Origin of the sequence: Amycolatopsis sp. NPDC001319 (assembly GCF_042896185.1) — a bacterium.
In the GTDB taxonomy this organism is placed as follows: Bacteria; Actinomycetota; Actinomycetes; order Mycobacteriales; family Pseudonocardiaceae; genus Amycolatopsis.
The window spans coordinates 190106-205755 of record NZ_JBIAWY010000011.1 but is presented as its reverse complement, the minus strand read 5'-3'; the positions used below and the strand labels follow the sequence as shown (position 1 = coordinate 205755).

Annotated in this window: 12 protein-coding genes; 6 read left to right on the top strand and 6 right to left on the bottom strand. The window is 71.6% G+C overall.

The annotated features are described in order from the left end of the window. Positions 1-116: 116 nt before the first annotated feature. Positions 117-983, bottom strand: coding sequence for a Bax inhibitor-1/YccA family protein (locus ACFY1H_RS36390; protein ID WP_366579930.1), 867 nt, complete (start codon positions 981-983; stop codon positions 117-119). 331 nt (positions 984-1314) lie between these two features. Between ACFY1H_RS36390 and ACFY1H_RS36385 the strand changes: the two genes are divergently transcribed. The 4 genes from ACFY1H_RS36385 to ACFY1H_RS36370 all read left to right on the top strand — a co-directional run bounded on the left by ACFY1H_RS36385 (position 1315) and on the right by ACFY1H_RS36370 (position 7255). After that, positions 1315-2814 carry a SpaA isopeptide-forming pilin-related protein gene (locus ACFY1H_RS36385; protein ID WP_366579932.1) on the top strand — a complete coding sequence of 500 codons (1500 nt, stop codon included), beginning with the start codon at positions 1315-1317 and terminating at the stop codon, positions 2812-2814. A 16-nt stretch (positions 2815-2830) separates the two neighbouring features. Beyond that, positions 2831-3541 carry a class F sortase gene (locus ACFY1H_RS36380; RefSeq protein WP_386954115.1) on the top strand — a complete coding sequence of 237 codons (711 nt, stop codon included), beginning with the start codon at positions 2831-2833 and terminating at the stop codon, positions 3539-3541. 344 nt (positions 3542-3885) lie between these two features. After that, the gene (locus ACFY1H_RS36375; RefSeq protein WP_386954112.1) at positions 3886-5877 is read left to right on the top strand and encodes an SDR family oxidoreductase; all 1992 of its coding nucleotides are present in this window, start codon (positions 3886-3888) and stop codon (positions 5875-5877) included. 121 nt (positions 5878-5998) lie between these two features. Continuing rightward, positions 5999-7255, top strand: a complete 1257-nt coding sequence (locus tag ACFY1H_RS36370) for a cell division protein DivIVA (RefSeq protein WP_386954109.1) — start codon at positions 5999-6001, stop codon at positions 7253-7255. A gap of 62 nt (positions 7256-7317) precedes the next feature. Here the strand turns inward: ACFY1H_RS36370 and ACFY1H_RS36365 are convergent, their stop codons facing one another. Both ACFY1H_RS36365 and ACFY1H_RS36360 read right to left on the bottom strand, forming a co-directional pair. Beyond that, positions 7318-8640 carry an amidase family protein gene (locus ACFY1H_RS36365; RefSeq protein WP_386954107.1) on the bottom strand — a complete coding sequence of 441 codons (1323 nt, stop codon included), beginning with the start codon at positions 8638-8640 and terminating at the stop codon, positions 7318-7320. Between the two features lie 20 nt (positions 8641-8660). Beyond that, positions 8661-9554, bottom strand: a complete 894-nt coding sequence (locus ACFY1H_RS36360) for an NAD-dependent epimerase/dehydratase family protein (RefSeq protein ID WP_386954104.1) — start codon at positions 9552-9554, stop codon at positions 8661-8663. 207 nt (positions 9555-9761) lie between these two features. Between ACFY1H_RS36360 and ACFY1H_RS36355 the strand changes: the two genes are divergently transcribed. Further along, complete coding sequence (locus ACFY1H_RS36355; protein WP_366579944.1) at positions 9762-10313, top strand: TetR/AcrR family transcriptional regulator; 552 nt, start codon at positions 9762-9764, stop codon at positions 10311-10313. A gap of 88 nt (positions 10314-10401) precedes the next feature. Here the strand turns inward: ACFY1H_RS36355 and ACFY1H_RS36350 are convergent, their stop codons facing one another. The 3 genes from ACFY1H_RS36350 to ACFY1H_RS36340 form a co-directional block, all read right to left on the bottom strand. Then, positions 10402-11037, bottom strand: a complete 636-nt coding sequence (locus ACFY1H_RS36350; RefSeq protein ID WP_364050623.1) for a response regulator transcription factor — start codon at positions 11035-11037, stop codon at positions 10402-10404. A gap of 201 nt (positions 11038-11238) precedes the next feature. Next, positions 11239-11532, bottom strand: a complete 294-nt coding sequence (locus ACFY1H_RS36345; protein WP_366579946.1) for a hypothetical protein — start codon at positions 11530-11532, stop codon at positions 11239-11241. Next, positions 11529-11837 carry a WXG100 family type VII secretion target gene (locus ACFY1H_RS36340; RefSeq protein ID WP_386954099.1) on the bottom strand — a complete coding sequence of 103 codons (309 nt, stop codon included), beginning with the start codon at positions 11835-11837 and terminating at the stop codon, positions 11529-11531. The genes ACFY1H_RS36345 and ACFY1H_RS36340 overlap by 4 nt, the downstream gene beginning before the upstream one ends. A 331-nt stretch (positions 11838-12168) precedes the next feature. On the opposite strand from ACFY1H_RS36340, the gene ACFY1H_RS36335 reads away from it, so the two are divergent. Next, complete coding sequence (locus ACFY1H_RS36335) at positions 12169-15459, top strand: BTAD domain-containing putative transcriptional regulator (protein WP_386954096.1); 3291 nt, start codon at positions 12169-12171, stop codon at positions 15457-15459. Positions 15460-15650 lie beyond the last annotated feature (191 nt).

Here is a 15650-nt window from a genome sequence, read left to right as displayed (position 1 = left end):
GCACTCTGCGTACGCGCTCCGTCGCGCGAAGAGCGATTTCCCCGCGTACAGAACGCGTACACAGAAAAGGCGCCCCGTAGTACACGGAGCGCCTTCTCGGGATTCCTACGCGAGCACTAGTCGCGTAGGTAGGACAACAGCCGCAGGATCTCGAGATACAGCCACACCAGCGTGGTCATGAGGCCGAAGGCCGCGAACCACGCCCACTTGGCCGGCATCCCCGAACGGATCATGCGGTCGGCCTGGTCGAAGTCGAGCAGGAAGCTGAACGCCGCGATGCCGATGACCACCAGGCTGAAGATGATCGCGATCGGCCCGCCGTCGCGCAGCGGGTTGAAGCCGAAGAACAGCGAGGTGAGGAGGTTGACCAGCATCAGGACCACGACGCCACCCACGGCGCCGACGATCCACTTGGTCAGCTTCGGCGTGACCTTCACGGCGCCGGTCTTGTAGACCACCAGCATCGCGATGAACACACCCGCCGTGCCGATCAGCGCCTGCAGCGCGATCCCCGGGTAGAGCAGCTCGAACAGCCCGCTGAGCGCACCGAGGAAAATGCCCTCGGCGGCCGAGTAGGCCAGCGTGAGCGGACCGCTCGCCTTCTGCCCGAAGATGATCACGAGCGAGAGGACCAGGCCCACGATCAAGCCGCCGAACAGCGCGCCGAGCAGCGCCCCGCTCATGCCCTCGACGCGGCCGAGCGAGTCGGTGATGAGCTGGGTCTGGGCCCAGATCGCCGTGAGGACGCCGAACAGCAGGGCGACACCCAGCGAAAGACCGGTCTTGACGACGACGTCGTCGACCGTCATCGGACGGTCGGCGGAACCGGCGGCCATCTGCCCGGGACCGTAGCCGGGCACACCTCCCTGGCCTTGCGGAGTGCCGTAGGGCCGCTGGTCGAAGCCCACGTTCGGCCCGTACTGCCCTGAAGCGGCCGAACCGCGGGACAGGTTGCGGAACGCCGGGTTGCTACTGGAACGCACCTGATCCTCCTGGATCTGCTGGCACCTTGCATGGGGTTCAACGACCGCTCGGGCCTGCTGGTTCCCGTCGAGACCGTCGAGTAAAGGAGACTTTACCCTTTTGCCCGATCAGGGGACCGGACCCGCGCCGGGCTACACCGTATGCGACTGAGATCACGACCGTTCACCGCAGGTCACCCGATGGCCCCTAGACAATCCGGGTGATCAGCCGCGAACCTTCACTTCGCGTGTTCGGAATGTGACCGAAGGCGTGTCGGGGAGTTGTTCGATCGTGTGACCTGCGTCGACGCAAAGGCGTCACGGCAGAGCATGTTGAAGGAGTCAACACACCATGGGGTGGTCTTCACGCCCGCGCGCTCGCCTGCGCGCGGCCGCCGGTCTGGTCGCCACGGCCGTGCTCGGCGCACTCTCCCTCACCGCAATCGCCCCGACCGCCGCCGACGCCGCGACCCAGCAGGGCATCGGGGTCGAGGTCCCGGCCCAGCGGTTCGACAACAAGGACCACAGCGGCAACTGGCTCGGGTCCTACCTCGTCGCCGGCAAGCAGGTCTTCTGCGTCAGCTTCCAGCTGAAGGCGCCGGACTCGAACGAGAAGTACAAGCCCGGCGACAAGCTGCTCACCAAGTGGGGCGACGAGATCCCCGCCGACAAGGCGGCCAACATCTCGTACCTGCTGCTGCGTTACGGCGACACGAAGGACGCGAACGTCGCCGCCGCGCTCGCGCACCTGCTGCACTCGTGGACCTCCGCGCCGCGGCCCGGGCACGACGACCTCAACGAGGCGCTGCCCGCGGACAAGATCGGCTACGACATCGCCATGCACCTGCAGGGGCTGAAGGACAAGGCCCCCACGGCGTACGACGACGTCGCCAAGCTGACCGCCGACGCCGAGGCCAACCGCGGCCCGTGGACCGCCTCGGTCACGCCGCCGAAGGACGACCAGCACCTCGGCACCGCGGCGACCTGGACGGTCACCGTGAAGAACGCCAAGGGCACCGGCGTGCCGGACGTCGCGGTGAAGCTCGACGCCACCGACGCGACGCTGACGACCGGCGACGCCACGGACGACACCACCCAGACGTCCGACGCGGCCAGTGGCAGCGCCACCGTGCAGGGCGCGCAGACCGAGACCACGCTCAAGACCGGCGCCGACGGCACGATCTCGGTGAAGCTCACGCCGACCGGTGACCAGCCGAAGCTCGCGACGTCGCTGTCGGCGCCGGCCGACCGGCCCTACGTGCAGAACCCGGTGAACACCGGCATCCAGAACGTGGTGTCCACCGGTGGCGAGAAGACGCTGACCGCGGAAGGTGCCGTGGCCGTCGCGAAGCCGGGCAAGGTCCAGGTGACCAAGACCGACGCGAAGACCGGCAAGGGCATCGGCGGTGCGACGCTGCGGATCACCGGCAAGGACAAGAAGACCGCCGCCACCGGGCAGGACGGCAAGCCGCTCGACGGTCCCGACGGGCAGCCCGTGGTCGTCACGACCGCCGGCGACACCGGCGCGGTGACCGTGGACAACCTGCTGGCGCCGCAGGACATCTGCGTCGTCGAGGTCAACGCGCCGCCGGGCTACGAGAACGCGTTCGACCCGAAGAACCCGCCCTCGGTGTGCGGCTCGCTGAAGCCGGGCGACACACTGGCGCTCACCATCGCCAACACACCGAACGAGGTCCCCCACGCGATCCCCGCGGGCGACCAGCCGGTCGCGATGGCGAAGGGTGCGATCGAGACGAGCTTCTCCACGCCGGGGCTGATCGGCCTCGCGGTGCTCGCGCTCGTCGGTTCGGGTCTGGTCGGGTTCGCCGCGCGGCGCGCGTCCCGGAGGTAGTGAGAGCGGAACGGGTATGGCACGCAAGAGCCGGTTGATCACCGGTTTCGTCCTCGGCGCGGCGAGCGTTCTCGTGGTGGAGCTCGCCACCGTCGTGATCAGCGCACCCCCGATGGCGGTGGTGGCGGGCAGCGCGCAGCCGGCCGCCGCCGCCCTCGCGGGTTTGCGGCCGGCCGCGCCTCCGGAGGCGCCTTCTTCTTCGGCGCCTCCGCCGACGCCGTCGTCCACCGTGCCGGCCGCGCCGCCGCCCGCCGCGCCGGTGGAGCACAAGCAGCCTCCGCTCGCGCCGCAGAAGCCGGGCACGCTGCGGCTGCCCGGCGGCGGGACGGCCGCGATGGTGCGCCAGGGCCTCGGGCCGGGCAACACGCTGCCGGTGCCGTCGGACATCGGGCAGGCGGCCTGGTGGGGCGCCGCGCTCGACGCGGTGAGCGGCGCGAGCGTCTTCGCGGGACACGTGAACTGGAAGGGCGCGACGGGCCCGTTCGCCGAGCTGTGGACCGAGCGCATCGGCGGCGAGGTGACCATTGTGGACAGTGCGGGGAAGACGTCGAAGTACCGGATCTCGCAGCTGGTCACCGTGCACAAGGACGATCTCCCGGCCCGGGCCGACGACCTCTTCGGACAGGCCGGGCCGCACCGGGTGGTGCTCGTGACGTGTGGCGGCCGGTGGGTCGGCGGGGCCGACGGGTACGAGGAGAACCGGGTCGTCATCGCGGATCCGGTCTGATCCTTTTCGACGAGCTTTTCAACCGCGTTCTTCGACAACGGTGCCCCGGCGGGATTTCGCCGGGCACCGTTTTTTCTGCCTTTTTCTCCTGCGTGGCAGGCAATGGCGTGCAGTTCGCGTGGCACGAGGGGACCGTTCGCGCTGCTCGGCGGGTGTCACGAACGGGCACCTCGTGCCACTCATCGGGACGCCGGCGCCGGGAAAAGGTGCCTCCGACCTGGGGGACCCGGGTTTCGCAGGAAGTTACTAGCGAGTAACATCACTGGGGCGCGCTGTGGTCAGCGCGGCTTGGATGCAGCAGAATGCGGCAAGGGTCCAGCGTTGTACGGCGGAGGGTGATGGAGATGGCGACGTTCTTGGTGACGGGTGCGACCGGGTTGATCGGCCGCCAGTTCACCCGGCTGCTGCTCATGCGGCCGGATGCGGAACGCGTCGCCCTCGTGGTGCGCGCGTCGTCGAGGGAGAAGCTGGCGAAACTGGCGGACGGGTGGCCGCACGCGGACCGCGTGACGCTCGTGACCGGCGACCTCGGCGAGCCGATGCTGGGTGTGTCCGAGGAGGACCGCGGCAATCTGCGCGGCGTGGACCACGTCGTGCACCTGGCCGCCCTCTACGACATCACCGCCGACGACGAGACCAGCATCAAGGCCAATGTGGACGGTACGCAGCACGTCGTCGACCTCGCCGCGGACCTGCGCGCCGGCGTGCTGCACCACGTGTCGTCGGTGGCGGTGGCCGGTGATCACGAGGGCCTGTTCACCGAGGACATGTTCGACGTGGGGCAGCGGCTGATCACGCCGTACCACCGCACGAAGTTCGAGGCCGAGAAGCTGGTGCGCGAGCAGCACGAGGTGCCGTGGCGCGTGTACCGGCCGGCCGTGGTGGTCGGTGACTCCAAGACCGGCGAGATGGACAAGATCGACGGCCCGTACTACCTCTTCCCCGCCATCAGCCGGCTCGCCGGGCTGCCCGACGTGCCGATCGTCGGGCCGGACCTCGGCGACACCAACGTGGTGCCGGTCGACTACGTGGCCAAGGCACTGCTGGAGCTGGTGACCACGGCGGGCCTCGACGGGCGGGCCTTCCACCTCGTGAACCCCGAGCCGCAGCCGGTGGTGTCGGTGTACAACGCGTTCGCGCGGTCCGCGGGCGCGCCGACGATCTCGGTGCAGCTGGGCGACGGCGTCTCGAAGGGGCTCATCGGGCTGGTCAAGCTCAGCGAGCACATCCCGGGCTTCACGATCGCGCGCGACGCGGTGATGGAGCGGCTCGGGATCCCGCCGGTGCTGCTGGAGACGATGGCGTTCCCGTCGGTGTTCGCCTCGACCGAGACGCGCAAGGCGCTGGCGGGCACGGGCGTCGAGGTGCCGCGGCTCGAGGACTACGCGGCCACGCTGTGGCGCTACTGGCGCGAGCACCTCGACCCGTTCCGCGCCCGCAAGCACGGTCCGCGCGGCGAGCTGGACGGGCGGCGCGTGATCATCACCGGCGCGTCTTCGGGCATCGGGCGCGCGACGGCGCTGAAGGTCGCGGCCGCGGGCGGCGTGCCGCTGCTGGTGGCTCGCCGGCAGCACGAGCTGGAGGAGGTGCGCGACGAGATCATCGCGGCCGGCGGCACGGCGTCGGTGTACCCGGCGGACCTGACCGACGAGGAGTCGGTGCACAAGGCCGTGGACGCGATGCTGGCCGAGCACGGCCGGATCGACATGCTGGTGAACAACGCGGGCCGCTCGATCCGCCGGTCGATCAAGCTGTCGTACGACCGCATGCACGACTACGAGCGCGCGATGGCGATCAACTACTTCGGTGCGGTGCGGCTGATCCTCGCGGTGCTGCCGCACATGTCGGAGCGGAAGTTCGGGCACATCGTGAACGTGTCGTCGATCGGTGTGCAGGGCATCGCGCCGCGCTTCTCCGCGTACGCCGCGTCGAAGGCCGCGCTCGACTACTTTTCACGGATCGCGGCGACGGAGACCCACGGTGACGGGATCACGTTCACCACGATCCACATGCCGCTGGTGCGCACGCCGATGATCCGGCCGACGAAGATCTACGACGCGTTCCCCACGAAGTCGCCGGAGCAGGCGGCCGACATGGTCATGAAGGCGCTGATCGAGCGGCCGAAGCACATCGGGACGCCGGCGGGGCAGGCCATCGGGCTCACGTACACGCTGGCACCGGGCCTCACGGACGCGATCGCGTACCAGGGTTTCCGCATCTTCCCCGACTCGACGGCGGCCGGCGGTTCGGGCCGGCTCAAGATCGGCCGTGGCGAGAAACACCTGTCACGGGCGGCGATGGCGCTCGCGCGGCTGTCGCGCGGGTTCCACTGGTAGTCACGGTGCGTTTCGAGGGTGAGGCCGTTCAGGGGACGATCACCAGGTAGCGCCCGACACGTGGCGGTGAATCACCAGTCCTGACGCCGACGACACAATGTGCGCGGGTACGGTCGGGCCCATGGTTCCCGAGCGAGACAACGGCCTCCTGCCCCTGCGGCGCGAGTACACCCAAGCCTGGCACGGCTTCGACCGCAACGAGGTGCGCCAGTACCTCGACCACATCGAGGCGCAGCTGCGCCGGCTGCTCAGTGACCGCGACGCGGCGGCGGCGCAGGTCGCCACGCTGTCGCGCGAGCTCGAGGCCGCGCGCGGCGAGGTGACCAAGCTGCAGGGCCGCGTCGAGGAGCTGATGAAGCCGCCCGAGCGGCTCGAGGACCTGGACGAGCGCATGCAGCGCACCGTGCAGCTCGCGCAGGCGCGCGCGGACGAGATCACCAAGCGCGCGCAGGTGGCGGCGGAGAAGCACTGGGCTTCGTCCACCGAGGCGTCGACGAAGCTGCGCGAGCGCTACACGCGCCTGGTGTCGGAGCTCGACAAGCAGGCCGAAGCGCTGCACTCCGAGCACGAGGCCGCGCTGAAGGAGACGCGCGCCGAGGTCCAGCGGCTCACGGTCGAGGCGGCGCAGCGCCGGGAACTCCTCGACAACGAAGCCGAGCGCAAGCGCCGCAAGATCGAGCGCGACTTCGACTCGAAGATCACCGCCGAGCGCAGCGCGCACGAGAAGCTCATCGCCGACCAGCGCACGGCGAGCAAGAACCAGGCCGAGCGCCGCATCGCCGAGGCGACGGCCGAGGCCAAGCGCCGCGTCGACGAGGCCACCACGGAAGCCAAGCGGCGCCTCGACGAAGCCACCACGCAGGCCGCCCAGCGCACCACCGCGGCGACCCGCAAGGTCGAGCGCCTCGCCGAAATCCGCGAACAGGCGCGCAAGAACCTCGCGATGGCGGACGAGGTGCTGAAGAACAGCGAGAGCCTGCTGGCGGCGCTCCCGGCGGAGTCGGTGATCCCGTCGGCGTCGAAGCTGGTGGGCGGAGATGATCCGGCTGGTTCTTCTGCGTCGGCTGCTTCTGGCCCGGCTGCTGCCAAGCCCGCTGCGGCTTCTGGACCGGCTGCTGCCAAGCCGGCTGCGGCTGCTCCGGCCAAGCCTGCCGCCGCTCCTTCACCGACCCCGGCTGCTCCCGCCAAGCCCGCCGCCACTCCGGCACCCGCGCCCAAGCCGGTTCCGGCCCCGAAGCCGAAGCCCGAGGTCGTCTCGGTCGACTCCCCGACCACCCCGGCCCCGACGGTGAAACCCCAGCCCGCAAACGGCAACGCGAACGGCAAGAGCTCCACACCTCAGCCGGTCTCCCAGACAGCCGGCAAGTCCAGCTCCTGACCCGCACTTCACGACGAAGGCCGCTCCCCACCATCGGGGAGCGGCCTTCGTCGTCGGCGGAGTCAGCGGCTGCGGGGCCAGGGGTTGGCGGCCTCCAGTTGTGCGGCCAGGCCCAGCAGCAGGGATTCGCCGCCGGGCGGGGCGACGAGCTGGACCGAGGTGGTGAGGTCGAGCGTCGGGTGGTGGCCGACGGGGACGGAGAGGGCGGGGAAGCCCGCGAGGTTCCAGAAGCCCGTGAAGTCGGCGACGCGGACGGCCGGCAGGGCGTTCGCGCCCCAGGAGCGGCGGTGCCAGCGCTGGGCTTTCGGGGGCAGGGTGGCGAGCGTCGGGGTGATGAGGACGTCGTGGGACGTGAAGAAGTCCTCGGCGCGGGAGATCCACGTGGTGCGGGAGCGGTCGCGGACGAAGGCGCGTGTGAGGTGGCCCAGGCGGACGTGGGTGCGGGTGCGGGGCTGGAGGTGGCGGAAGGTGAACTCGGCGTCGGCTTGGGCGGCGGGACCGGCGAACCAGCGGGCGACGAGGGCGAGCATGGTGTCGAAGCCGTAGGCGGGGGTGGCTTCCGTCAAGGTATGACCCGCAGCGGCCAGCAGCGTCGAGGCCTGGGCGACGGCCTGGCCGAGCGGGCGCGGGAGCGGGGCGCGCGTGACGGGGACCTGTGTGGAGAAGGCGATGCGCTGCGGGCCCGGCACCGGAACCTCGGCCAGCGAAGGGCGCTCGCCCAGCACGGACATCAGCAGGGCCGCGTCGGCGGTGGTCGTGGCGAGCGGGCCGTGCGTGGACATGCCGTACCAGCCCTCGGCGGGCTCCTGCACGACACCGCGGCCGGGCTTGAGGCCGACGAGGCCGCACATGGCCGCAGGCAACCGCACCGAGCCGAGGCCGTCAGTGCCGTGCGCGATGGGGACGAGGCCGGCGGCGACGGCGGCCGCGCTGCCGCCCGAGGAGCCGCCCGCCGTGTAGGCGGGTTCCCACGGGTTGCGGGAGATGCCGGTGGGGTCGTCGCTCATCGGGTACAGGCAGAGCTCCGGCACGCGGGTGAGGCCGACGATCACGGCGCCCGCCGCGCGCAGCCGCGCGGCGATCACCCCGTCGGAAGGAAACGGCGTCTGCGGGCCGGCGACCGAGCCCCAGCCCGCGTATTCGCCCGCGACCTCGGTGACGTCCTTGACCGCCACGGGAACGCCCGCCAACGGCAGGTCACGCAGGTCCGGGCGGGCCGCGACCTCGGCCGCCTCCGCCAACGCCTCCGCCGCACGCACGCGCCGGAACGCGCCGACCACGCCGTCGGCCGCCGCGATGCGGGCGAGGGCCTCCTTGGTCACCTGAACGGGATCCAGCTCGCCGGCGCGTACCGCGCGCGCGATCTCCACCGCAGTCTGCACCATGATCCGCACCCTAACCGTCCTCAGTGGACAGCGACAAGGCTCCGCGCGCAGTCGACGACGGTCGCGGCCGCGGGCCGGGGCTGCCAGCCGAGCACCTGCTGCGCTTTGGCCGAGGTGTACACGTTCTTCCGGCCGAGGTCCGGCGCCACCTCGCGTACACCCGCGTTGACGAGGGCGAAACCGCGCAGCACGAAGTCGGGCAGACCACGCGTGGGCACCTTGGCGGCGTCGGGGCCGAGCTTCGCGCGGATCTCGCGCGCCGCGTCGCGCAGCCACAGGAACTCGCCGACGGCCACGAACCGCTCGCCCGCCGCCTCGGGCGCGAGCATGGCCCGGAGGTGGAGATCAGCGAGGTCACGGACATCGGTGATGCTGTACCCGAGCCGCGGGACGCCGGGGAGGCGGCCGTCGAGCAGGGCGCCGATCAGCTGCACCGAGCCGAGCGCCTGGCCGGCCAGCACCGGGCCGAGGATCGCGCCCGGCAGCACCGTCGCCAGCGAAGTGCCGCCACCCGAAGACGCGATGAAGTCCCACGCCGCCCGCTCGGCCACGGCCTTGGAGCGGCGATACGGGTTGAGGCGGCGGTCGTCGGGGTCGGTCCACAGGGTCTCGTCGAACACCTCGGTGCTGCGGGTGCCGATCTGCGGCGCCGCGGCGGCCAGCGAGGACGTCATCACAACCCGCGAGACCCCGGCCTCGGTCGCGGCCTTCAGCACGCGCAACGCACCGTCGCGCGCGGGGCCGATGAACGCGTCGGGGTCGCGCGAACCGTCGCCGCCCAGGGGCGACGCGACGTGCAGCACGTAGGTGCAGCCGGCCACCGCCTCGGCCCAGCCGGCGTCGGACGTCAGGTCGGCGACCACGACCTCCAGCCGGTCACCGGGGTCGGTCTCGCCGCCGACCGCGCGGCGCACGGCGGCTTCCTAGGCGGCCGAACGCACCGTCGTCCGCACGTCGTAGCCGCGCCGCAGCAGCTCGACGAGGCACCAGCCGGCGACGTAGCCGGTCCCGCCGGTCACCAGTACGCGCATGGGTCTCTCCTCGATATTTCATTAGCCGCTTGGCTAATGAAACCACTGTAGCCCATCCCGGCGAGGAACACCGTGGGTTAGCATCGCCGGGTGTCACCCACCCGGGCTGAGCAGGCCGAGAAGACCAGGCGCACGGTGCTCGCCACGGCGCGAGAACTGTTCGCCGAGCACGGGTTCGACGCCACGTCGCTGCAGCTGATCGCCGACACGATGGGCGTCACGAAAGCCAACGTCTACTACTACTTCCACACCAAGGCCGACATCCTCGCGGCTCTCCTGCAGAGCAGCATCGCGGCGTTCGACGAACTCCTCGAAGCAGCCGCGAAGGTCCAAACCGGACAGCAGCGGCGCGAGCTGCTCGTCGACGGTTTCGTGGCGCAGGTCGTGGCCCACCGCGCCGTCTCGCCACTCAGCCGCACCGACCCGGGCACGCGGCGGCACGAGAGCATCGGCCAGGCCCTCGACGACCAGGCCCGGCGCGGCCTGCGCCTGCTCTTCGGCGACCACCCGACACCCGACCAGACCGCCGCCTACTGGACGGCCACCGAGCTCGGCCCGGCGCTGCGAGGACTGGACCACCTGTCCGACGACGACCTGCGCGCCACCCTGCGCCGCCTCTGCCTGCGCATTCTGGACGTCTGAACCACAAAGCGCGAAAAGGGCCTTCTCCCACGAAACGGGAGAAGGCCCGGAGCAAAGGGCGGCGGCACTGCCGCCCGGCGAAAGTGGCTCAGATGGCGCCGGCACGCAGGGCGTAGGCCACGGCGTGAGCGCGGTTGTTGAGGCCGCAGCGGGTCATCAGGCCGTAGAGGACGTTCTTCACGGTCCGCTCCGAGTAGCAGAGCTTCGTCGCGATCTCCTCCGTGCCGTAGCCCTCGGCGACGAGCCGCAGCACGTCGCACTCGCGGGCGGCGAGGCCGGACAGGGTGAGGCCGTTGGGCTCCAGCACGTCGCGGCGCATGCGCTGGACCTGGCCGAGCAGCGCGCCCTGCAGGCGCGGCGGCAGGCTGGCGGTGCCGTCGCCGGCGGTGAGCACGGCGGACACGAGTTCGGCGCCACCGGTCTCGCGGCGCGGCAGGATCGCGACGACGCCGCACTCGATGGCGGTCATCAGGTCGCTCTCCCGGAAGTGGTCGGCGACGATGACGAGGTGCGGTCCGGCCAGCTGCTCGGACTCGCGGCCCAATTCCTTGACCCGCGACAGCACGCGGTCGGTCACGTGCTCCTCCATCACGAGGACCACGTCGGCCTGCGCGGCCGAGTCCTCGGGGAGGACCTGCAGCTCGGCGCGGGTGCCCAGCAGACTCGCGGCGCCGGCCTTGGTGATCGGGTCCGAGGCGAGAACAGCGACTTTGACGAGCTTCACGAGATCTCCTACCACCACTCCAGGTTGACGGTGACAAGTCTCGCGCGGACGACTTCACGTTTTCTTACCAAGATTCTTCACGCCCGCCGCGATCGTGAAGAACCTCCGGATAACCGCAGGTCAGCGTCCTCTACGGGCCGCTTCACGAGGGCCTTGACGGCAGGGTTGAGCCACCCGTCGGCCCGGGCTTCACGCCGGCCTTCACGCCTCGGAGCACACCCCGCAGGCACCCGGCCCCGCCGCGCCGGAGTTCCCGGCGATCTCCCGGAACGCCTCCCGCGCCCGTTCGACGCAGTCGGGCATCCGCCCGACTGCCTCGGTCCAGGCCTGCTTGGCCGCCCAGTAGCGCGCCTGCGCCTCCGGCGTCCAGGCCGCCATGTCCCGTTCCACAGTGGACTCCAGCTCCGTCAGCACGGCCCTGATCCCGCCGGTCGTCCTGCCCATCCGGTCGAGGATCTCGTCGGCGTCGGTGAAGTCGAAGCGCCCTGGACTCATATCCCGCTCAGGCCGCCCGTCCACGGCGTCGCCCGCTCGTCGGCGGCCGGGCGCGCGCCGGCCGCGCCGCCGGTGACCGCGAGCAGGTCGGCGAGCCGGCCCAGGATGAGGTCGTACTGCTGCTCCCAGTCGTTCATCGCCTGGCCGAAGCGCACCGAAGCGTCGCCCCGCCACGACGCCTGCAGCGCCGCCATCTCGCTGTTGACCCGCCTCAAATGGGCGTTGGCCGAGTCTATGGCGCGGGCGAACTCACCCGCCGCACCTCGCATACCGTCCGGCACCACCGTCGGAGGAATCGAATTCACGACGCTCTCCTCACCACACGTCCCCAGTACCCGCACCCATGCCGCGCGGGCTTACCACCGAGCGTGACCCACCGACGGGGGGTGGCGAAACCGGGGACCAGGTGGTATGCCCGATTTTCGGATATCCTTGCCTGCCGTTCCACCGGGGTCTCGGCGGCGGAGTTTCCCCGGTGTTCGCCGTCACGCCGAGTGGCCGCAACACCGCGCCCCGAGACTGGCGGTCAGGGCGGCCGGCGAGACCCGGCCCCGGCCCGCTCCACCACCCGTTCGGGCGTAAGATCACGAGTGGCATCCGGCGTGTGACGATCCGTCAACGCGTGAAGGGAGACCGATGTCGGCAGCGGACGGCGCGGCAGGCGGTATCACCGCGCCGAAGATCCGGCTGCTCGGCCCGGTCCGCGCCTGGCGCGGTGATACGGAACTCGACAGCGCCGAACTGGATCTGGGCTCCGCCCACCGCCGCACGGTTCTCGCGGTGCTGGCGATGTCGCCCAACCGCACCGTTTCCCGCGAAGAGCTGATCGACGCCGTGTGGGGCGACGCGCCCCCGGCCAGCGCTCAGGGCAGCATCTACACCTACATCTCCGGCCTGCGCCGCGCGCTCGAGCCCGGCCGTGCGAAAGGCACCGGGCCGCAGCTGCTCGCGTCCATCGGGTCGGGGTACTCGCTGTGCGTGGAGCCCGAGACCGTCGACGTGCACCACTTCGAGGCCCTGCGCGACCAGGCCCAGTGCCACCTCTCGGCGGGCGAACGCGGTCCGGCGCTGGCGAAGCTCGACGAAGCGCTCGCGCTGTGGCACGGCGAGCCGCTGCAGAACCTGCCCGGCCCGTTCGCGGCGTCTCAGCGCACGCGGCTCGAGGAGCTGCGCCTCGCGACGGTCGAGCGTCGCGCCGAAGTCGTGCTCGACAACGGCGGGCACCTGGAGCTCGTCGAGGAACTGCTCGAATCGGCGCGCGAACACCCGTTCCGCGAGCCGCTGCACGGGCTGCTCATGCGAGCGCTCGCGCTCGGCGACCGCCGCACCGAAGCGCTGGCCGTGTACACGGACTTGCAGGACAAGCTGATCGAGGGCTTCGGAACCGAGCCGGGCCCGGCGCTGCGCGAGCTGTACGAGCGGCTGCTGGGCGGTGGTTCCGCGGTGGAGACCCCGGCCGCCGCGCCACGGCCGGCGCCGGCGCCCGCCCGGGTGCCGCGGTTCCCGTTGCCGGTGCTGCCGCCGCGCGCGGAGATCTTCTTCGACCGCGCGAGCGAGACGTTGCTGCTGCGCGAGGCCGTCGCCGGACTCGCCGGCGGCCTCGGCCGTTCGGTGTGGGTCGAGGGCGAACCCGGCATCGGCAAGACCGCGTTGCTCGCCGAAACCCTGTCGCTGGCCCAGGACGCGGGCGTCAAACCGCTGTTCGCCTCCGCCGACGCGCTCGACCAGCGCTTCGCCCTGCGGCCGCTGCTCGACGCGCTCGGGGTGCACCCGCGCGCGTCGGACCTGCGCCGCGCGGAGCTGGCCGTCGCGCTCGCCGAGAACCCCGGCGCCGACCCGGTGGAGGGCATTCTCGGGCTCGTGCGCGAGCTGTGCGCGGAGGAACCGCTCGCGCTCGTGGTCGACGACCTGCAGTGGGCCGACGACACGACACTGCGCGTGTGGCGCTACCTCAGCCGCGAGACGCGGCGGCTGCCACTGCTGCTGATCGGCGCGTGCCGCCCGGTCCCCCGTCCCGCCGAGCTGGACGGCCTGCGCGCGGAGCTGGCGGCGGACGGCACGGAGCTGCTCACGCTCGGTCCGCTGCCCGAAAGCGCGATCCGCGACCTCGCCGGTGATCTCGCCGGCGCCCCGCCGGGCCAGGTGCTGCGCACGCTGATCGCGTTCGCGTCGGGAAATCCGCGCTACGCCAGGGAAATCGTGGAGACGCTGCTCTCCAACGCGATGATCCTGCTCGACGGCGCGCAGGCGATCGTCGACGGCAACAGCTGCCGCACGATCCCCGCACCGCTGGGTTCGCGCGTCACGCTGTACCTGAGCTTCCTCTCCAGCGGCACGCGCGACGTCCTGCGCTGGGCGGCCTTGCTGGGCAAGGAGTTCTCGCTGTCGGACATCGCGATCGCCACCGAGCGGCAGGCGACCGCGCTCGTCGGCGCCGTCGAGGAGGCGCTCGCGGCCGGCGTGCTCACCGAGTCCGACGAGCTGCTCACCTTCCGCCACCCGCTGCTGCGCCGCGTGCTGTACGAAAAGACGCCGGCCGCCATGCGCGTCGCGCTGCACCGCCAGCTCGCCGAGGCGTTCCAGGGCGCCGGTGCGTCGCCCGAGCGCGTGGCCGAGCAGCTGGCCGCGGCGCCGGTGCAGGTCGACCCGTGGGTGACGGGCTGGCTGACCGAGCACATCGGCACGGTCGCGACGGAGGCGCCGCGCATGGCCGTGGACCTGCTCAAGCACGTGGTCACGCAGGCCTCGCTGCCCGCCGACGCCCGCGAACCGCTCACGGCCACGCTGGCGCGGCTGCTGTTCTGGCTCGGCCGCGAGCCCGAAGCCGAGGCCCGCTCGGTCGTCGCGCGGACCGAGGACAGCAGGCAGGCCGCGGAGATGCGCTGGATCCTCGCCTACATCTACTACCGGCGCGGCGAGTTCGCCGAAGCGTCCGAAGAGGTCCGTCGCACGCTGGCCGACCCGCACGTGCCCGAGATGTGGCGCGGCCGGCACGAGACGCTGCGCGCGACGCTCGAACGCCTGGCCGTGGACGAAACGTCCGAACCGGACCTGTCGGAGCTGGGTGTGCTCGACGGCCTCGACGACGCCGCCGAACCGCTCAGCACCGCGCGCCGGCTGGCCGCGACCCGCGCCGTGCCCGGCGAGATGCACCTGGCGGGCGCTGTGCACTACTACTGGCGCGGCCGCTGGCCCGAGGCGCTGGCCGAGCTCGACACGGTGATCAAGGGCGGTGCGGAGACGGCGTCGTACGTGTTGCGCAGCCCCGGTTCCGCGCTGCTCGTGCACGGCGTCGGCGCGTTGATCGCGAGCCACCGCGACGAGCCGGAGGAAGCGAGCGCACACCTCGACGCCGCTGCGCACCAGCACTGGCCGCAGGGCCTCGAGCCCAACGGCGGCGACTACCTGCTGGCCGCCGAGGCGCAGCTGTCCGAACAGGAAGGCAACCCGGAGGCGGCGCTCGCCGCGCTGACCCCGTTGCTGGACCAGGGTTATCCGCCTTCGGCGCGCCAGCAGTGGCTGCCCGACCTGGTGCGCCTGGCGATGCAGCTGGGCGAGACGCACTACGCGTACCAGGCGCTGCGGCTGATCGGTGACACCGAGGGCACCGATGTCCCACCCGCGCACATGGCCGCCGCGGCCCACTGCCGCGGCCTGGTCGCGGGTGATCCCGACGCGATCCTCGGCGCGGCCGCGCACTACGAGGCCGCCGGCCGGGTGCTGAAACACGCGCGCGCCACCGAGGACGCCGCGATCCTGCTGGCGGAACACGGCCGGCTCGACGAGGCCCGCTCGGCGTTCCGCACGGCGCTCACCAGCTACACCACGCTCGGCGCGGCGTGGGACGTGCGCCGGGCCGAGACCCGGATGCACCCGCACGGCATCCGCCGCGCGAACCCCGTGCGCAGCCGCGCGGCGGGGGAATGACCCCGCTTTTCCCCGGCGCGCCCCGCTGAGCGGGACTGGCCGATGGGCTTTTGAGTCGAACATGGGCGCGCAGCGCCTCCGTTGAGGGTGGTGGCGGGGGCATCGGTGGATGCCGGCCACTCGTACGATGCCGGGTGATCACCGGCTCCCGGTAAGCTCGGCGAGTCAGACCGGTACGTCGAATGGAACGG